Genomic DNA, 19332 nt, shown 5'->3' on the forward strand with positions numbered 1-19332 from the left:
CTCCAGCGGAGGGGATTTTTTTAGATAACCAGCCAGATAAGGGCGAAGGCAATAAGCAACGCGACCAGGAACAGACCAGGTCGGGTTGAGAGGTTTTTGACGCTTTCGATGATCGGCGCGAAAAGCGGGCTGTAAATCGGCTGAATATTTCGTGCTTCCAGCACACCCGAAGTTCGTTCTGCGCGATGTAAAAAAACCTGATTGAGAATGTCCTGCACTTGCGCCGTTGTCAGTACTGTTTGCGGCGTGACCTGCCAGTTCTGGCGGGCATAATCGGTGATAGTTTGCCACTCAACATTATCCAGCGGCTGCTTAAGCGCGGTTTGCACGCTTTGCAGTGTCGGGGAAGTCTGGGTGCTTAATGTCTGACGCGCCTGCAGCCAGGTCATTAAGTGGGTAAAATGTTTTGCCGGGATGAGCTCTCCGGTTTTCACGCCGGATAATTCCATCATTGATTGCCAAATCAATTTACCGGATTCACCCGTCGCAGCGGCCAGTTTGGTCACCGCCTGGTTGAGCGAATTGTGCTCAGCGGGCAACAGCGGGCGGTCTGTCGCCGGGCGTTGCAAGGGCTGAGGTACCGAAATCTGGTTGTTTTGCAGCAGCGTCAGCACCGTTTTAAGCTGCTCTGGCGTAAGCTGGCTCAGCGCCGTCTGACCAAACTGCTGGCGAATGAAATCGCTAACCGCCTGGCGGTTGTTACCCTGACCGAGCAATTCCGTCAGTTGCGAGATAACCTGGCGGGTGGTGTGATTCTGCGTGGCGGTATCCAGACGCTGGTTGAGATTCTGCTCTGCCGCCGGGAAGTGGCGTGACAGCAGCGGCGCGTCATTCTTCAAACCCAAATCATGTTTAACCCCGGCCCAGACTTCGGCGCTCTGCTGTTGCGTGAGCGCCACCAGGCGAATAATCAACCGCTCCAGCACAGTGCGCTGGATTGTCGATAACGGCTGCTCTCCGGCGGCCAAAGTAGGGGGCGTAGGGTCTTGCCCCGGAGGGCGCGCGGGGGTGCCCTGAATGGGTTGCATCATGGAAATCCTCTGGGTCTCGCACGTCGTGTAGCGGCATTGCAGGTATGCCTGGCAGCGAGATTATGGCACACTTAAAAGCTTAACTCCCGTTCTCTAACCGGTACTGTAACGTGAAAATCCTTGTTGATGAAAATATGCCCTATGCCGGCGATTTGTTCCGTCGTCTGGGTGAGGTAAAAGCTGTGCCTGGTCGTCCCATTCCGGCTGCGGAATTGGCGGATGCGGATGCGCTGATGGTGCGTTCCGTGACGAAGGTGAATGAAGCGCTGCTCAGTGGTACGCCGATTAAATTCGTGGGTACGGCAACGGCGGGTACCGATCACGTTGACGAGCAATGGTTGCAGCAGGCGGGGATTGGTTTTTCTGCCGCTCCGGGGTGTAATGCCATTGCGGTTGTGGAATATGTTTTTTCATCCCTGATGCTGTTGGCCGAACGTGACGGTTTCGATCTGCGCGACCGCACCGTCGGGATTGTCGGAGTGGGTAATGTCGGCGGTCGTCTGCAGGCGCGCCTGGAAGCCTGGGGGGTACGTACGTTACTGTGCGATCCGCCGCGTGCCGACCGTGGCGATGAGGGTGATTTTCTGCCGCTCGACGCCCTGGTGCGCGAAGCTGATGTGCTGACCTTCCACACGCCGCTGTTTAAAGACGGGCCGTACAAAAGCTGGCATCTGGCGGATGAAGAGGTAATTAGCCGCCTGAAACCTGGCGCTATTCTGATTAATGCCTGCCGGGGCCCGGTGGTGGATAACGCCGCCCTGTTGCGTCGTCTGGAGGCAGGTCAGCCGCTGAGCGTTATCCTTGACGTCTGGGAACCGGAGCCGGATCTCGACGTGGCGCTGCTGGCAAAAGTGGATATCGGTACTGCGCATATCGCTGGCTACACGCTGGAAGGGAAAGCACGTGGCACAACACAGGTGTTCGAAGCGTTTAGCGATTTTATCGGCAAACGTCAGCAGGTTGCGCTGGATACGCTGCTGCCTGCGCCGGAGTTCGGTCGCATTACGCTGCACGGCCCGCTCGATCAGTCGATCCTAAAAAGACTCATTCATTTGGTGTATGATGTGCGCCGCGACGATGCACTGCTGCGAAAAGTGGCGGGCATCCCGGGTGAGTTCGACAAGCTGCGTAAAAATTATCTTGAGCGTCGGGAATGGTCATCGCTGTATGTGCAGTGTGATGACGACCTGGCGGCTACACTGCTGCAAAAGCTGGGTTTCAACGCTGTCCATCACCCAATTCGTTAATGTCATCTTAATGCTACCTGCCGGATACTCCGGCGGGTACGCTTTTTTCTGGAGTAAATCACCATGTCTGAAGGCTGGAATATTGCCGTACTGGGCGCGACAGGCGCTGTCGGAGAAGCCTTACTCGAAACGCTTGCGGAGCGTGAGTTCCCGGTGGGCGATTTGTATGCGCTGGCGCGTAATGAAAGCGCCGGTGAGACGCTGCGTTTTGGCGGAAAAACCGTACGCGTTCAGGATGTTGCGGAATTTGACTGGACGCAGGCGCAACTGGCGTTCTTTGTCGCCGGTGCCCAGGCGACGGCTGAGAATATTGAAGAAGCCACCAACGCCGGTTGTCTGGTGATTGACACCAGCGGTCTGTTCGCGCTGGAGCCGGATGTGCCGCTGGTTGTGCCAGAGGTGAACCCGTTTGTACTGGCCGATTACCGCAATCGTAATCTCATTGCCGTGCCGGATAGCCTGACCAGCCAGTTGCTGATCGCGCTGAAACCGCTGATCGACGAAGGTGGCCTGTCACGTATTGGCGTGACCAGTCTGCTCTCCGTGTCGGCGCAGGGCAAACCGGCGGTGGATGCCCTTGCCGGGCAAAGTGCGAAATTGCTCAACGGCATTCCGATCGATGAGGACGACTTTTTTGGCCGTCAACTGGCGTTCAACATGCTGCCTATTCTGCCAGACCGTGAAGGTGCGGTTCTGGAAGAGCGTCGTCTGGTGGACCAGGTGCGTAAAATTCTGCAGGACGACGGGCTGATGATATCCGCGAACTGTGTCCGCGCGCCGGTCTTTTATGGCCACGCGCAGATGGTCAGCTTCGAAGCGCTGCGCCCACTGGCTGCAGAAGAGGCCCGTGATGCGTTTGCCCGCGGTGAAGATATTGTGCTGTCCGAAGAGAATGAATTCCCGACCCAGGTTGGCGATGCTTCCGGTAGCGCACATCTCTCAGTCAGTTGCGTACGTAACGATTATGGCCTGCCTGAACAAATTCAGTTCTGGTCGGTGGCAGATAACGTACGGTTTGGTGGGGCGCTGATGGCGGTGAAAATCGCTGAGAAACTGGTACAGGAGTACCTGTACTAATGTCAGACGTTGTTGATCAACCGCTGTTGAAAATTGCGCTCGGTATCGAGTACGACGGCAGTAAGTATTACGGCTGGCAGCGTCAGCAAGAAGTACGCAGCGTGCAGGAAAAACTGGAAAAAGCGTTGTCGCAGGTCGCCAATGAGCCGGTGACGGTTTTTTGTGCCGGGCGTACCGACGCCGGTGTGCATGCCACAGGGCAGGTGGTCCATTTTGAGACTCGCGCGGTACGTAAAGACGCGGCCTGGACCCTGGGCGTAAATGCGAATTTACCTGGAGACATCGCGGTACGTTGGGTGAAAGATGTGCCCGATGATTTCCACGCGCGGTTTAGCGCGACAGCGCGTCGTTATCGCTACGTTATCTACAATCATCGTTTACGCCCGGCGGTACTGAACCAGGGAGTGACGCATTATCACCTGCCCCTTGATGCGGAGCGCATGCAGCGTGCGGCGCAATGTCTGCTGGGTGAAAATGATTTTACCTCGTTTCGCGCGGTACAGTGCCAGTCGCGCACGCCGTGGCGCAACATGATGCACATTAACGTTCAGCGTTATGGTGCGTATGTGGTGGTGGATATCAAAGCGAATGCCTTTGTACACCATATGGTGAGAAACATTGTCGGTAGCCTGATGGAAGTGGGTGCCAACAACCAGCCGGAGAGCTGGATAGCAGAGCTACTGGCGGCTAAGGACAGAACGCTGGCGGCAGCAACGGCGAGAGCAGAAGGGTTGTATCTGGTGTCGGTGGATTATCCGGACCGTTTCAACTTGCCCCGCCCGCCAATGGGTCCGCTGTTTCTCGCGGACTAGTCGCAATCAACCAAGGCATAGACAATATGGACGTAATTCGCTTTCTTATTGATTTCATTCTGCACATTGATGTTCATCTGGCGGAGCTGGTCGCGCAATACGGTATCTGGGTATACGCCATCCTGTTTCTGATTTTGTTCTGCGAAACCGGGCTGGTGGTCACGCCGTTTTTACCGGGGGATTCGCTGCTGTTCGTTGCGGGCGCGCTGGCCTCACTGCCCACGAACGATATCAACGTTCACGTTATGGTGATGCTGATGCTTGTTGCGGCCATTCTCGGCGATGCGGTGAATTACACGATAGGGCGCCTGTTCGGCGATAAGCTATTTAGCAACCCGAACTCGAAAGTGTTCCGTCGCAGCTATCTCGATAAAACCCATCAGTTTTATGAGAAACACGGTGGCAAAACCATTATTCTTGCCCGCTTTATCCCTATTGTGCGGACATTCGCGCCTTTCGTTGCCGGGATGGGGCATATGTCCTACCGTCATTTCGCGGCGTTCAACGTGATCGGGGCGCTGTTATGGGTGCTACTGTTTACTTATGCTGGCTACTTCTTCGGTACGCTACCGATGGTGCAGGAAAATCTTAAGTTACTGATTGTCGCGATCATCGTGGTGTCTATACTTCCTGGGGTGATTGAGATCATTCGCCACCGTCGTGCGGCAGCGCGACAGGCAAAATAAGATGTCTATGGCGGTTCGACCACTTTTTTATCCCAAGTTGCGAACTGTTATGTTTTAATGTGCCCCATTTATGGGCTACCAGGTTCATGTATAAAGGTTATCAATGAGCTGGATTGAACGAATCAAAAGCAATATTACCCCCACCCGTAAGGCGAGCATCCCTGAGGGCGTGTGGACGAAATGCGATAGCTGCGGCCAGGTACTGTATCGTGCCGAGCTGGAGCGTAACCTTGAGGTCTGCCCGAAGTGTGACCACCATATGCGCATGACTGCGCGTAACCGCCTGCATACCTTGCTGGATGAAGGTTCACTGGTGGAACTGGGTAGCGAACTCGAGCCGAAAGATGTGCTCAAGTTCCGTGACTCCAAAAAATACAAAGACCGTCTGGCGACGGCACAGAAAGAGACCGGCGAAAAAGATGCGCTGGTGGTAATGAAAGGCACGCTGCATGGTATGCCGGTTGTCGCGGCAGCGTTTGAATTCGCCTTTATGGGCGGCTCAATGGGCTCTGTCGTGGGTGCGCGTTTTGTTCGCGCCGTTGAGCAGGCGCTGGAAGATAACTGTCCGTTGATCTGTTTCTCCGCCTCGGGTGGCGCACGTATGCAGGAAGCGCTGATGTCGCTGATGCAGATGGCGAAAACTTCCGCAGCGCTGGCGAAGATGCAAGAGCGCGGCCTGCCGTATATCTCTGTACTGACTGACCCAACCATGGGCGGCGTTTCCGCGAGTTTCGCGATGCTGGGCGACCTGAATATTGCCGAGCCGAAAGCGCTCATTGGTTTTGCCGGCCCGCGCGTTATTGAGCAGACCGTACGTGAAAAACTGCCGCCGGGATTCCAGCGCAGTGAATTCCTGATTGAAAAAGGGGCGATCGACATGATCGTTCGCCGTCCGGAAATGCGCCTGAAACTGGCCAGCATCCTGGCGAAGCTGACCAATCAGCCAGCACCGAGCCCGGATGCGCCGCGTGAAAGCGTGGTGGTGCCCCCGGTGCCCGATCAGGAAGCCGAGGCCTGATAATACCGAAGGGCAGGGCCATCACGGCGCTGCCCTTTTGCTTTTTACATCGTCAAACATCCTACGGGCATCATGGAAAATAAACGCATTTTGCAAGCCACGTCGCCCCTGGCCGCGTGGCTTTCTTATCTGGAAAACCTGCACAGCAAAACCATTGACCTGGGACTTGAGCGCGTAAGCCAGGTTGCAGCGCGTCTTGATGTTTTGCGACCGGCACCGTTTGTCTTTACCGTTGCGGGAACCAATGGTAAAGGCACGACTTGCCGTACCCTCGAATCCATTCTTCTGGCGGCTGGATATCGTGTGGGCGTCTACAGTTCGCCACATCTTATCCGTTATACCGAGCGCGTTCGCGTGCAGGGCGAAGAGTTGACGGAACTCGACCACACGCGCTCTTTTGCCGAAATTGAAGCGGTGCGCGGTGAAACCTCATTAACCTATTTTGAATACGGTACGTTGTCGGCGCTGTGGCTGTTTAAACAGGCGAAGCTGGACGTTGTTATCCTCGAAGTGGGGCTGGGCGGGCGTCTTGACGCCACCAATATGGTCGATGCGGATGTCGCCGTGGTAACCAGCATTGCGCTTGATCATACCGACTGGCTGGGGCCAGACAGAGAAAGTATCGGCCGCGAAAAAGCGGGCGTCTTCCGGGGCGGTAAACCGGCGGTAGTCGGCGAAAGCGATATGCCGTACACCATCGGCGAGGTGGCTGCGGAAAAAGGCGCTCTGCTGATGCGCAGAGGCGTAGACTGGCAGTATGACGTTGAGCAGGGCCAGTGGCGTTTTCGCGACGGCCAGGGCGAGTTGACCGGTTTACCGCTGCCGCAGGTGCCGCAGCCAAATGCCGCAACGGCGCTTGCAGCACTGCGGGCCAGTAGGCTGGCGGTGAGCGAGCAGGCTATTCGTGACGGTATCGCTAGCGCAATTTTGCCTGGTCGTTTTCAGATTGTGGCTGAAAACCCACGCCTTATTCTGGATGTGGCGCATAATCCTCATGCGGCGGCTTACCTTGCCGGGCGGCTGGCGGCAGAGCCTAAGCGCGGCCGCGTGCTGGCGGTCATCGGCATGTTGCATGATAAAGACATCGCCGGAACGCTCGCCTGTCTGGAGCCTGTGGTCGATAGCTGGTATTGTGCCCCTCTGGAGGGGCCACGCGGTGCGACGGCAGAACAGTTGATGGCGCATTTACCGCAAGGGAAGGCGTATCAACACGTTGCGCAGGCCTGGCAGGCAGCGATGGCGGAGGCCACAGCAGAAGATACCGTGCTGGTGTGTGGTTCATTCCATACGGTGGCACATGTCATGGAAGCGATGGAAGCGGGGAGAACCGGTGGCAAGTAAGTTTCAGAACCGTTTGATGGGAACCATTGTGCTGGTTGCGCTCGGGGTGATTATTCTGCCCGGGCTGCTGGACGGGCAAAAAAAGCATTATCAGGATGAGTTCGCCGCCATTCCTCTGGTACCCAAACCCGGCGATCGCGATGAGCCGGATATGATGCCTGCGGCGACGCAGGCGCTCCCGGCTCAGCCGCCGGAAGGGGCAGCAGAAGAGGTGCAGGCTGGCGAGGCGGCAGCGCCGTCGCTGGATGCCTCCCGGCGGGCTGTCAGTGGGGCGACGACGCCGGATGTCACGATGCAACCCGTCGCGCCGAAGCAGGTCGAACAGCCAAAACCGGTTGAGAAGCCCAAGCCACAGCCACAGAAACCCGCAGAACAGGTGGCGGCAACCCCGCCTGCGGATCAGCCGCCCGCGGCGGATAAGTCTGCGCCAGTGGGTAAAGCCTGGGTGGTACAACTGGGTGCGCTTAAGAACGCTGACAAAGTTAATGAAATTGTCGGTAAACTGCGCGGTGCAGGTTATCGCGTTTATACTGCGCCCACCACGCCAGTACAAGGTAAAATCACCCGCATCCTGGTCGGTCCGGACGCATCAAAAGATAAACTCAAGGGGTCGCTTGAGGAGCTTAAGCAACTGTCAGGCTTGAGTGGTGTGGTAATGGGGTATAGCGCGAACTAGCGTGCGGTTTGTTCCCCCTCACCCTAACCCTCTCCCCAAAGGGGGCGAGGGGATGGTTTGCGCCCTCTCCCTTGAGGGAGAGGGCCGGGGTGAGGGTGTAAATACGAATTCAAAAACACGCCCGAAGAGGCTAAAGATCCGATGGCGTTGAATATTTTTTCAGCGCCATTTTTATTTACGCGCGGGAAGGAAATCCCTACGCAAACGTTTTCTTTTTCTGTTAGAATGCGCCCCGAACTGGATGACAGGGCGTAAATCGTGGGACACATATGGTCTGGATTGATTACGCCATCATCGCGGTGATTGGTTTTTCCTGTCTGGTTAGCCTCATCCGCGGCTTTGTTCGTGAAGCGTTATCACTGGTGACATGGGGTTGTGCTTTCTTTGTTGCCAGTCATTACTACACTTACCTGTCAGTCTGGTTTACGGGCTTTGAAGACGAACTGGTGCGCAATGGGATATCCATCGCCATCCTGTTCATCGCGACGCTGATTGTTGGCGCTATCGTCAATTACGTGATAGGTCAACTTGTGGAGAAAACCGGCCTGTCGGGTACAGACAGGGTGTTGGGGATTTGTTTTGGCGCGCTACGCGGGGTGCTAATTGTCGCCGCCATTCTGTTCTTTCTCGATACCTTTACGGGCCTGTCAAAAAGCGAAGACTGGCAGAAGTCGCAGCTTATCCCGCAATTCAGTTTCATCATCAGATGGTTCTTTGACTATCTGCAAAGTTCGTCAAGTTTCTTGCCCAGAGCGTAATCGCTCTGAGATGTGGCTTAACGAGGAAAAGACGTATGTGCGGTATTGTCGGTATCGCCGGTGTTATGCCGGTCAACCAGTCGATTTATGACGCGTTAACGGTGCTTCAGCACCGTGGTCAGGATGCCGCTGGCATCATCACGATCGATGCAAATAATTGTTTCCGTCTGCGCAAAGCAAATGGTCTGGTCAACGATGTTTTCGAAGCCCGCCATATGCAGCGTCTTCAGGGCAACATGGGTATCGGCCATGTGCGTTACCCAACCGCTGGCAGCTCCAGCGCCTCCGAGGCTCAGCCTTTTTACGTTAACTCCCCTTACGGCATCACGCTTGCCCATAACGGCAACCTGACCAATGCCCATGAGCTGCGTAAAAAGCTGTTTGAAGAAAAACGCCGCCACATCAACACCACGTCTGATTCAGAAATCCTGCTGAATATTTTCGCCAGCGAGCTGGATAATTTCCGCCATTATCCGCTGGAAGCAGACAACATTTTCGCCGCTGTCGCCGCGACCAACCGCCAGATCCGTGGCGCGTATGCATGTGTTGCGATGATCATCGGCCACGGTATGGTTGCTTTCCGCGACCCGAACGGTATTCGTCCTCTGGTACTGGGTAAACGCGATATTGGTGACGGTCGCACTGAGTACATGGTGGCGTCAGAAAGCGTGGCGCTCGATACGCTGGGCTTTGAATTCCTGCGCGATATCGCGCCGGGCGAAGCCGTCTACATCACCGAAAAAGGTCAGTTGTTTACCCGCCAGTGTGCGGATAATCCGGTCAGCAACCCGTGCCTGTTCGAATACGTCTATTTTGCGCGTCCGGACTCCTTCATCGACAAAATCTCCGTCTACAGCGCGCGTGTCAATATGGGCACCAAGCTTGGCGAGAAGATTGCGCGTGAATGGGAAGATCTGGATATCGACGTGGTTATTCCCATCCCGGAAACCTCCTGCGATATCGCGCTGGAAATCGCCCGCATTCTTGGCAAGCCGTACCGTCAGGGTTTTGTGAAAAACCGTTACGTTGGCCGTACCTTTATCATGCCGGGTCAGCAACTGCGTCGTAAATCCGTCCGCCGTAAGCTGAACGCGAACCGCGCTGAGTTCCGCGATAAAAACGTGCTACTGGTAGATGACTCCATCGTACGTGGTACCACTTCTGAGCAGATTATTGAGATGGCCCGTGAAGCCGGGGCGAAGAAAGTGTACCTCGCCTCTGCGGCGCCGGAAATTCGTTTCCCGAACGTCTACGGTATCGATATGCCGACCGCGAACGAACTGATTGCACATGGTCGTGAAGTGGATGAGATTCGCCAGATCATCGGCGCTGATGGCCTGATTTTCCAGGATCTGACCGATCTGATCGACGCTGTACGCGCGGAAAACCCGGATATCCAGCAGTTCGAGTGCTCAGTCTTCAATGGCATCTATGTCACCAAAGACGTGGATCAGGGGTATCTCGACTACCTCGACTCGCTGCGTAACGACGATGCGAAAGCCGTGCAGATGCAGAACGATCTCGAAAGCTTAGAGATGCACAACGAAGGGTAATCGACCCGTTTTCGCCCTCTCCGCCCGGAGGGGGCGCTCATCAGTTGCAACTGTTGGCATAATCCGGCAAAGTCTGCCTCAGTGTAGATAAAGGCGACGGATATGAAACGACTCATTGTGGGGATCTCAGGGGCCAGCGGCGCGATTTACGGCGTGCGCTTGTTGCAGGTATTACGCGACATGGCGGACATTGAAACCCATCTGGTGATGAGCCCGGCTGCGCGCCAGACCCTCTCTCTCGAAACCGATTTTTCTCTGCGTGATGTTCAGGCTATGGCGGATGTAGTGCATGACGCCCGCGATATCGCTGCTAACATCTCTTCCGGCTCATTTAAGATCGCAGGCATGGTCGTATTGCCCTGTTCGATAAAAACGCTCTCTGGCATTGTGCACAGCTATACAGACGGCCTGCTGACGCGTGCGGCGGATGTGGTGTTAAAAGAGCGTCGCCCGCTGGTGCTGTGCGTGCGTGAAACACCGTTGCATTTAGGCCATCTGCGTTTGATGACGCAGGCCGCAGAACTGGGGGCTGTTATCATGCCGCCGGTCCCCGCGTTTTACCATGCGCCGAAAACGCTGGATGACATTATTAACCAGACCGTGAACCGCGTTCTGGATCAATTTGATATCGCTCTGCCGGAAGATCTGTTCATCCGCTGGCAGGGGGGAAATGCCTCCAGATAGTGCGCATCATTGCCCGATGCCCTTTTTTAGGGCATTTTTGCAATCGCGATCATATCCTCAACATTTAATTCCTTTTTTCCCCTGTTAACACTCCGGTTCGTTCGGCGGACCTGCTATCTTTCACCATTAAGGTCAATTTGCAACGTTTCATTAACAAATTTAACGCTGTTGTTTTTCAGCGCTAAAAATCTGGCATAAGACGTGCAAGTAAACTCGCAGCAACACACAACACAACGCAGCACAAAATAAAATCAGAATACTTGAGGGTAATGTATGAAGAAGACGGTTATTGCTCTGTCTTTACTGCTGGGCCTGTCCGCAGCATCCAGTGTTTACGCAGCGCTTCCCCAGACTGTACGCATCGGTACTGATGCGACATACGCACCTTTCTCTTCCAAAGATGCGAAAGGGAATTTTGTCGGTTTTGACATCGATCTCGGTAATGAGATGTGTACCCGCATCAAGGTCAAATGTACCTGGGTTGGCAGCGATTTTGACGCGCTCATCCCGTCTCTGAAAGCGAAGAAAATCGATGCGATTATCTCCTCTCTCTCCATTACCGAAAAACGTCAGCAGGAGATTGCTTTCTCCGACAAACTCTATGCTGCTGATTCCCGTCTGATCGCCAAAAAAGGCTCGCCGATCGTACCGACGCTGGACTCTCTGAAAGGCAAACACGTAGGGGTTCTGCAGGGGTCTACGCAAGAAGGTTATGCGAATGACAACTGGCGCACTAAGGGTATCGATGTGGTGGCCTACCAGAACCAGGATCTGATCTACTCTGATCTCGCCGCAGGCCGTCTGGATGCTGCATTCCAGGACGAAGTGGCTGCCAGCGAAGGCTTCCTGAAACAGCCTGCCGGTAAAGATTTTGCGTTCGCCGGTCCGTCCGTTAAAGATAAAAAATACTTTGGCGACGGCACCGGGATCGGTCTGCGTAAAGACGATACCGAGCTGAAAGCGGCCTTCGACAAAGCCTTTGCTGAAATTCGTAAAGACGGTACCTACGATAAGCTCGCGAAGAAATATTTCGACTTTAACGTCTACGGCGAGTAAAGCAGCTGTTTTTGGGATAAACGATGCGCCATTTTGGTTTTCCAGAATGGTGCATAAATACGTGTGATGTTTAAAGTTGGTGCGTCTGATGCACCGAAATGGCGCAACGCTGCATAGTTAAGCAAAAACCATGCAAAAAAAGCCGGCAGGCGGGCAGAATGCTTTGCCTTGCCGTGCCATATAATGGCACGATAGCGACACCGTATTCTTCTAATAAATCCCTTAGGAAAGACAGTCTGTTGAGGATAATTATGAAAAAATTGGTGTTATCACTTTCTCTGGTGCTCGCTATCTCCAGCGTTTCAAGCGCATTCGCAGCCATTCCGCAAAAACTCCGCATCGGTACTGACCCAACTTATGCTCCTTTCGAATCAAAGAATTCGCAGGGCGAATTGGTTGGTTTTGACATCGATCTGGCGAAAGAGCTGTGTACGCGTATCAAAACCCAGTGTGTCTTTATTGAAAACCCACTGGACGCGCTGATTCCTTCGCTTAAAGCGAAAAAAATCGACGCCATCATGTCATCTCTCTCAATTACTGAAAAACGCCAACAGGAAATTTCGTTCACCGACAAGCTGTATGCAGCGGATTCTCGTCTGGTTGTGGCGAAAGACTCCGACATCGTTCCCGATCTCGCGAAGCTGAAAGGCAAACGCATTGGCGTATTGCAGGGCACCACGCAGGAAACGTACGGTAATGTTCACTGGGCGCCGCAGGGTATTGAAATCGTCTCCTACCAGGGACAGGACAATATCTACTCTGACCTGACCGCAGGCCGTATTGATGCTGCGTTTCAGGATGAAGTGGCCGCCAGCGAAGGTTTCCTGAAAACGGCGATGGGTAAAGACTACAAATTTGGCGGTCCGTCTATTAAAGACGAGAAGCTGTTTGGCGTCGGCACCGGTATGGGGATTCGTAAAGACGATAACGAACTGCGTGAAGCGCTGAATAAAGCCTTCGCGGAAATGCGTGCAGACGGAACTTACGAAAAACTGGCGAAAAAGTACTTTGATTTTGATGTTTATGGTGGTTAATTCCACGCGTGTTTAACGTGCGACCCCTTCCGCCCGGAAGGGGAAGAGACGCGGCAGACACGAATACGACAGGACAGGCTGCATGCTGTATGGTTTTTCTCAAGTTATCTTTCATGGTGCCCTTGTCACGCTGGAACTGGCTATCAGTTCCGTGGTGCTGGCGGTACTGATTGGCCTGGCCGGTGCGGGCGCAAAACTCTCTAAAAACCGTCCGTTAGCGCTGGTTTTTGAAGGCTACACCACATTGATTCGCGGCGTGCCCGATCTGGTGCTGATGCTGCTGATTTTTTACGGATTGCAAATAGCCCTCAACACGCTGACCGATGCGATGGGTATGGAGCAACTCGATATTGATCCTATGGTGGCGGGTATTATCACCCTGGGGTTTATTTATGGTGCCTATTTCACCGAAACCTTCCGTGGCGCTTATATGGCTGTGCCGAAAGGGCATATCGAGGCTGCCACCGCGTTTGGTTTCACCAACTCACAGACCTTCCGCCGTATTTTGTTTCCGGCCATGATGCGCTTCGCATTGCCGGGAATTGGCAACAACTGGCAGGTTATTCTCAAAGCGACGGCGTTAGTGTCGTTGTTGGGGCTGGAAGATGTGGTGAAAGCCACGCAGCTCGCCGGGAAAAGTACCTGGGAGCCGTTCTACTTTGCCGTCGTATGCGGCCTGATTTATCTGGTGTTTACCACCGTTTCTAATGGCGTACTGCTTCTTCTCGAACGTCGCTACTCCGTAGGTGTGAAGAGGGCTGACCTGTGATCGAGATTATTCAGGAGTACTGGAAATCGCTGTTGTGGACCGATGGTTACCGCTTCACCGGGGTGGCTATTACCCTGTGGCTGTTGATCTCTTCGGTGGTGATGGGCGGCGTCATGGCGGTGTTTCTGGCCATTGGTCGCGTCTCCAGCAACAAATACATTCAATTTCCCATCTGGCTGTTCACGTATATTTTTCGCGGCACGCCGCTCTATGTACAGTTGCTGGTGTTTTACTCGGGCATGTATACGCTGGAAATCGTGAAGGGAACGGAACTGCTCAACGCGTTTTTCCGCAGCGGCCTCAATTGTACGGTGCTGGCGTTAACGCTCAATACCTGTGCTTACACCACCGAGATTTTCGCCGGGGCGATCCGTTCGGTACCGGCCGGGGAAATTGAAGCCGCCCGCGCCTATGGTTTCTCGTCGGTGAAAATGTATCGCTGCATTATCCTGCCGTCGGCGCTGCGCATTGCGCTGCCTGCCTACAGCAACGAAGTGATTTTGATGCTCCACTCTACCGCGCTGGCTTTTACCGCGACGGTGCCGGATCTGCTCAAAATCGCCCGTGATATTAACTCCGCGACCTACCAGCCGTTCACCGCGTTTGGTATGGCGGCAGTACTGTATTTGATCATCTCTTATGTGCTGATTAGCCTGTTCCGCAAGGCGGAAAAACGCTGGCTGCAGCATATAAAACCTTCTTCGACGCACTGAGAACATCATGTCTGACAATAAATTAAACGTTATCGATTTACATAAACGCTACGGCGAGCATGAGGTGTTGAAAGGGGTGTCGCTGCAGGCTAACGCCGGGGATGTGATCAGCATTATTGGTTCGTCCGGCTCCGGTAAAAGTACCTTTCTGCGCTGCATAAACTTTCTTGAGAAGCCAAGTGAAGGAACGATCATCGTCAATGGCGAGAACATCAACCTGGTGCGCGATAAAGACGGTCAATTGCGGGTGGCGGATAAACAGCAACTGCGTTTGTTGCGTACCCGCCTGACAATGGTGTTTCAGCATTTCAACCTGTGGAGCCACATGACGGTTCTGGAAAACGTCATGGAAGCGCCAATCCAGGTGCTGGGGCTGAGCAAACAGGAGGCCCGCGAGCGTGCGGTGAAATACCTGGCAAAAGTGGGTATTGATGGTGTTCAGCAGGCGAAATACCCGGTGCATCTCTCTGGCGGTCAGCAGCAGCGCGTCTCTATTGCCCGTGCGCTGGCAATGGAACCGGAAGTCTTGCTGTTTGACGAACCTACTTCCGCGCTGGACCCGGAGCTGGTGGGCGAAGTGCTGCGCATCATGCAGCAACTGGCGGAAGAGGGAAAAACCATGGTGGTGGTGACGCATGAAATGGGCTTTGCCCGCCATGTGTCCACCCATGTGATTTTCCTGCATCAGGGCAAAATTGAAGAAGAGGGCGCGCCGGATGAACTGTTTGGCAATCCGAAAAGCCCACGTCTGCAGCAGTTCCTCAAAGGTTCACTCAAGTAATCATCGGGCTACCGGCGCTCGCCGGTAGCCGCTTAGTCCACCAACAGTTGCAGCGCGGTATCTTCGTCCGTCACCAGCCCATTGACCCAGCCACCGACCAGGGCTGCGCGAATGGCGGCAAGTTTACGTTCCCCTCCGGCAAACCCGACCACTTTTCGTTGCGTGTGGCTGGTGAGCGGCACACTGGTCAGCATTGCATCCAGTTCGGAATCAAGGCGTACACCCTGATGGTTAAAGAAATGGCCAAGCATCTCGCCTGCGACATGCTGCGTCTCCAGATCTTTGACCTGGGCGTCGGTAATAAACCCCTCGGTGTTCAGCGGGCAACCCAATTTCACCTCGCCAATGCCAAGGAAAGTGACATCCGCGTTAAGCGCTCTTGCCGCCACGCGCTGGTAGATCTGATGCTGGCACCAACTGTTTTTATCTTCCGGGCTATCGGCATAGAGCGGCGCCGGAATGAAAAAATACTTACCCTGCATTTTTTCCGCCATTTTCAGCGGCACATCGTAACGGGTACCGGAGTCATCCCGTGCGATGGCACCGATCATCGACACGCACTGATGCTGCGGTCGCTCCAGCGACGGCAGGGCGTCAATCACGGCGCGCAGCGTTTTACCGGAGCCGACACCAAAGACCTGCGGTTTCTCTTCACAGATAAATTGTGCCATCACCTGTGCCCCTTCAACGGCCAGCATCTGCTGAATGGCATCATCTTCCAGCCCGGCAGATGGCACTACGCGACACAGGTTGAGGGCATATTTTTCTTGCAGGTCATGCGCCAGTTTCAGACAACGGGTTACCGGATGGCTGATATTGACGGTAACCATCCCGGTTTCGCGGGCGCCGGAAATGAGCCGTTGTGCTACCTGGCGCGACAGCCCCAGCGCCGAGGCAATATCCTGTTGTGTTAATCCCGCCACGTAATACATCCATGCGGCACGGGCGGCGAGTTCCTGTTTTTTCTCTTCTTTGTTCATCACACATTCCCCTAATTTCCTGCCGCCATTGTACGCGCAATGGTCAGCTTAACAAAAATGGGCAAATGTTATTTTAAAGAGCAAAAGCTATTTTCGTGAGTTTCCTCGCAGAAAACCTTCGCATCTCACTACTAACATACATACAACAAACGGGCATAAGCCCGTAAAACTGTCAAATGCTCAAAATTGAGGTGATGATTATGTCCGAGAAAAAAGCGGTGTGGATGCATATTGGTGCCGGGTCGTTTCATCGTGCTCATCAGGCGTGGTATCTGCACAAACTGATGGAGCAGGGGGATGACCGCTGGAGTATCGCGTTGGGAAATATTCGCGATGACGCCCGTGTGCTGCTGGGCCATCTCGCCGCGCAAAACGGTGAATATGTGCTGGAAACCGTGTCGCCGGAGGGCGAACGGCAGTATGAAACCATCACCTCAATTCGCAAAGTGTTGCCCTGGGATAGCGAAATTAGCGCACTGGTGAAACAGGGCGCCGATGCCGAAACGCGCGTCATCGCCTTTACGGTTACCGAAAGCGGTTACTACCTGACGCCCGAGCATGAGCTGGATCAGCAGCAGGCCGACATTCAGGCCGACCTGAACGGCGGGATCCGCACACTTTACGGCGCGCTGACCCGTATCCTGAAACAGCGTATTGCGCAACATGGCAACCCCGTTACCTTGCTGAACTGCGACAACCTGCGCCATAACGGCGAGCGCTTTCGCCACGGCTTTCTCTCCTTCTTGCAGGCGAAGGGCGAAACCGAACTACGTCAGTGGGTAGAGAACAACACCACGTCACCCAATACCATGGTCGACCGCATCACTCCTCGCCCGACACCGGATGTGGCCGAGCGGGTACTGGCGGCAACCGGCATTAAAGACGCGGTGCCGGTAATGGGCGAATCTTTTATTCAGTGGGTAATTGAAGATGATTTTATTAATGGCCGCCCGGCGCTCGAAAAGGTAGGGGTGGAACTGGTGGAATCCGTACTGCCCTGGGAAGAGGCGAAAATCCGCATTCTGAACGCTACCCATAGCTGCATCGCGTGGGCGGGAACGTTGATTGGTCTGAGCTTTATTGATGACAGCACCCGCCAGAGCGCCATTCGTCAGATGGCCTGGGAGTATGTCTCACGCGATGTCATTCCCTCACTGACGCCAAGTCCGCTCGATCTGGCGAAGTATCGCGATGTGGTACTGGCGCGCTTTAGCAACCCCTACATCAAAGACACTAACCAGCGCGTCGCCGCCGACGGTCTGTCCAAAATTCCTGGAATGGTCACGCCGACGCTTATCGAATGCTACAAACGCGGCGATGTCCCCTCTGCGACCGCTGTGCTGCCTGCACTGTTCTTCCTGTTCCTGAAACGCTGGGCCGACGGTTCTTTGCCCTATACCTATCAGGATGGCGTGATGCAACCCGATGCCGTACGCGCCGTTTTCAACGCGCCTGATCCGCTGGCGGTGTGGGCGGCGGACGACGCGCTGTTTGCTGGCCTTGCGACATCCGCAGAGTTCTTAACCCTGCTGCGTCGTACCGTCGCGGAGCTGGAGCAGTGGATAAAACAACCTGAATCACAACTGGCGGCAGTGTAAGGGGGCGCTATGTACCTGGGCATTGATATTGGCACCTCAGAATTAAAAGCGCTGCTCATTGACGGCGACGGTGAGATTGTCGCCTCGGCGCATGCCGCGCTGACGGTGCAACGTCCGCATCCGCACTGGGCGGAACAGGATCCACAGGCCTGGTGGCAGGCCTGTGGTCGGGTGGTCACCGAACTGCGCCAGCAGCATCCGCAGCAGTGGGCGGCTATTCGCGCCATCGGTCTGTCGGGGCAGATGCACGGTGCGGTACTGCTTGATAACGACGGCAACGTGCTGCGTCCTTGCATTTTATGGAATGACACCCGCAGCGCCGACGAGTGCGCATGGCTGAGTGAGCATCATCCGGAAATGATGACTATCAGCGGCAACATGATTATGCCGGGGTTTACCGCGCCGAAGCTGGTGTGGGTGGCCCGTCACGAGCCGGACGTGTTCAGCCGGGTGGCAAAAGTACTGCTGCCAAAAGATTACCTGCGCTGGCGTTTAACCGGTGAGTTTGTCAGCGACCCGTCCGACGCTGCAGGCACCCTGTGGCTGGATGTGGAAAAACGCGACTGGTCAGACGAACTGCTTGCCATGACTGACCTCAACCGCAGCCAGATGCCGTCGCTGGTGGAAGGCAGCGCGCCCAGCGGGACGTTGCGTGCCGCGCTAGCTACCGAGTGGGGCTTAAGCTCCTCGGTGGTGGTCGCCGGGGGCGGGGGGGATAACGCCACCTCTGCCGTGGGCGTCGGCGCGGTGGCGCCGGGCGACGCGTTTATCTCTCTGGGGACGTCCGGGGTGATTTTCGTGGTCAACGATGCGCTGCAGGCAGACCCGGACTCTGGCGTACATGCCTTCTGCCATGCGCTCCCCGGACGCTGGCACCAGATGAGCGTGATGCTGAGCGCCGCCAGTTGTCTGCGATGGATCTGTAATCTGCTTTCGGTCACCGAAAGCCAGTTGATGGACGAGATTGCCCAACTGACGGAAGAGGAACTGAAACGCGCGCCGGTATTCCTGCCTTATCTGTCGGGGGAGCGCACACCGCATAACGATCCGCTGGCGGCAGGGAGTTTTTTCAATCTGCGCCATGAAACCAGCCGCGCGCTGTTGGGTTACGCGGTGATTGAAGGCGTCACCTTCGGGCTGGCCGATGGACTGAATGTGCTGGGTAACACCTCGATTTGCCAGTGCAGCCTGACGGGCGGTGGGGCGAGAAGCCCGCTGTGGGCGCAACTGATTGCCGATGTGCTGAACATTCCGATGGTCACGCATCCGGCAAGTTCTTCCGGTGCGCTGGGTGCTGCGCGTCTGGCCTGGCTGGCAGATGGCGGCGATGAGGCGAAAGTCTGTCTGAAACCCCCGGTGGTCACCCGTTTTACGCCGCAGCCTGAACGCGGTCAATGGCTGGCGAAACGGCTGGCGCTGTTCCGGCTGCTCTATCAGCAGCAACAGGTCGCCCGCACGTTACTGCCTTAAACCTCTAGCCCCGGCCTCTGTACCCTCGCCGGGGCATATCTCCCGGCT

19 protein-coding genes are annotated in these 19332 nt (G+C 55.2%); 17 read left to right on the forward strand and 2 right to left on the reverse strand.

Features of this window, described 5'->3' with window-relative positions; all coding sequences use genetic code 11:
- Window positions 1-20: 20 nt before the first annotated feature.
- On the reverse strand, window positions 21-1028 hold the full coding sequence (flk, locus tag ACS0RQ_RS07900; RefSeq protein ID WP_271850155.1) for a flagella biosynthesis regulator Flk: 1008 nt from the start codon (window positions 1026-1028) through the stop codon (window positions 21-23).
- Between the two features lie 113 nt (window positions 1029-1141).
- Between flk and pdxB the strand changes: the two genes are divergently transcribed.
- From pdxB to hisP, 15 genes are all read left to right on the forward strand, one after another.
- Window positions 1142-2278: a 4-phosphoerythronate dehydrogenase PdxB gene (gene pdxB, locus ACS0RQ_RS07905; protein WP_271850105.1), complete on the forward strand. Its 1137-nt coding sequence runs from the start codon at window positions 1142-1144 to the stop codon at window positions 2276-2278.
- 63 nt (window positions 2279-2341) lie between these two features.
- Entirely contained in the window at window positions 2342-3355 is a 1014-nt protein-coding gene (locus ACS0RQ_RS07910) for an aspartate-semialdehyde dehydrogenase (protein ID WP_071196201.1), read from the forward strand.
- A complete protein-coding gene (gene truA, locus ACS0RQ_RS07915) occupies window positions 3355-4167 on the forward strand; it encodes a tRNA pseudouridine(38-40) synthase TruA (RefSeq protein ID WP_271850106.1) in 813 nt (270 codons plus the stop codon). Before ACS0RQ_RS07910 ends, truA begins: the two co-directional genes overlap by 1 nt.
- 26 nt (window positions 4168-4193) lie before the next feature.
- Window positions 4194-4853 carry a DedA family protein gene (locus ACS0RQ_RS07920; protein WP_039079847.1) on the forward strand — a complete coding sequence of 220 codons (660 nt, stop codon included), beginning with the start codon at window positions 4194-4196 and terminating at the stop codon, window positions 4851-4853.
- 103 nt (window positions 4854-4956) lie between these two features.
- The gene (gene accD / locus ACS0RQ_RS07925) at window positions 4957-5871 is read left to right on the forward strand and encodes an acetyl-CoA carboxylase, carboxyltransferase subunit beta (RefSeq protein ID WP_039079848.1); all 915 of its coding nucleotides are present in this window, start codon (window positions 4957-4959) and stop codon (window positions 5869-5871) included.
- Between the two features lie 72 nt (window positions 5872-5943).
- A complete protein-coding gene (gene folC, locus ACS0RQ_RS07930) occupies window positions 5944-7212 on the forward strand; it encodes a bifunctional tetrahydrofolate synthase/dihydrofolate synthase (protein ID WP_271850107.1) in 1269 nt (422 codons plus the stop codon).
- Window positions 7202-7888 (forward strand): cell division protein DedD, encoded by a 687-nt coding sequence (gene dedD, locus ACS0RQ_RS07935; RefSeq protein WP_271850108.1) that lies wholly within the window; start codon window positions 7202-7204, stop codon window positions 7886-7888. The genes folC and dedD overlap by 11 nt, the downstream gene beginning before the upstream one ends.
- Before the next feature lie 269 nt (window positions 7889-8157).
- A complete protein-coding gene (gene cvpA / locus ACS0RQ_RS07940) occupies window positions 8158-8646 on the forward strand; it encodes a colicin V production protein (protein WP_039079851.1) in 489 nt (162 codons plus the stop codon).
- A 35-nt stretch (window positions 8647-8681) separates the two neighbouring features.
- Window positions 8682-10199 carry an amidophosphoribosyltransferase gene (gene purF, locus ACS0RQ_RS07945; RefSeq protein WP_039079852.1) on the forward strand — a complete coding sequence of 506 codons (1518 nt, stop codon included), beginning with the start codon at window positions 8682-8684 and terminating at the stop codon, window positions 10197-10199.
- Between the two features lie 102 nt (window positions 10200-10301).
- On the forward strand, window positions 10302-10883 hold the full coding sequence (locus ACS0RQ_RS07950) for a UbiX family flavin prenyltransferase (RefSeq protein WP_271850109.1): 582 nt from the start codon (window positions 10302-10304) through the stop codon (window positions 10881-10883).
- Window positions 10884-11156: 273 nt separating this feature from the next.
- On the forward strand, window positions 11157-11939 hold the full coding sequence (argT, locus tag ACS0RQ_RS07955) for a lysine/arginine/ornithine ABC transporter substrate-binding protein ArgT (RefSeq protein ID WP_039079854.1): 783 nt from the start codon (window positions 11157-11159) through the stop codon (window positions 11937-11939).
- Window positions 11940-12190: 251 nt separating this feature from the next.
- Window positions 12191-12973, forward strand: a complete 783-nt coding sequence (hisJ, locus tag ACS0RQ_RS07960) for a histidine ABC transporter substrate-binding protein HisJ (RefSeq protein ID WP_039079855.1) — start codon at window positions 12191-12193, stop codon at window positions 12971-12973.
- Between the two features lie 82 nt (window positions 12974-13055).
- Entirely contained in the window at window positions 13056-13742 is a 687-nt protein-coding gene (locus tag ACS0RQ_RS07965; RefSeq protein WP_039079856.1) for a histidine ABC transporter permease HisQ, read from the forward strand.
- Entirely contained in the window at window positions 13739-14455 is a 717-nt protein-coding gene (locus ACS0RQ_RS07970; protein ID WP_039079857.1) for an ABC transporter permease, read from the forward strand. The genes ACS0RQ_RS07965 and ACS0RQ_RS07970 overlap by 4 nt, the downstream gene beginning before the upstream one ends.
- 7 nt (window positions 14456-14462) lie before the next feature.
- Window positions 14463-15236, forward strand: coding sequence for a histidine ABC transporter ATP-binding protein HisP (hisP, locus tag ACS0RQ_RS07975; RefSeq protein WP_039079858.1), 774 nt, complete (start codon window positions 14463-14465; stop codon window positions 15234-15236).
- A 32-nt stretch (window positions 15237-15268) separates the two neighbouring features.
- Here hisP and ACS0RQ_RS07980 read toward each other — a convergent pair whose 3' ends face one another.
- Window positions 15269-16216, reverse strand: coding sequence for a sugar-binding transcriptional regulator (locus ACS0RQ_RS07980; RefSeq protein WP_125124141.1), 948 nt, complete (start codon window positions 16214-16216; stop codon window positions 15269-15271).
- A 200-nt stretch (window positions 16217-16416) separates the two neighbouring features.
- On the opposite strand from ACS0RQ_RS07980, the gene dalD reads away from it, so the two are divergent.
- On the forward strand, window positions 16417-17814 hold the full coding sequence (gene dalD, locus ACS0RQ_RS07985; protein ID WP_079496538.1) for a D-arabinitol 4-dehydrogenase: 1398 nt from the start codon (window positions 16417-16419) through the stop codon (window positions 17812-17814).
- Window positions 17815-17823: 9 nt separating this feature from the next.
- On the forward strand, window positions 17824-19284 hold the full coding sequence (gene xylB, locus ACS0RQ_RS07990) for a xylulokinase (protein WP_271850110.1): 1461 nt from the start codon (window positions 17824-17826) through the stop codon (window positions 19282-19284).
- Window positions 19285-19332: the final 48 nt, after the last annotated feature.

Source organism: Phytobacter diazotrophicus, from assembly GCF_052061655.1.
In the GTDB taxonomy this organism is placed as follows: Bacteria; Pseudomonadota; Gammaproteobacteria; order Enterobacterales; family Enterobacteriaceae; genus Phytobacter; species Phytobacter diazotrophicus.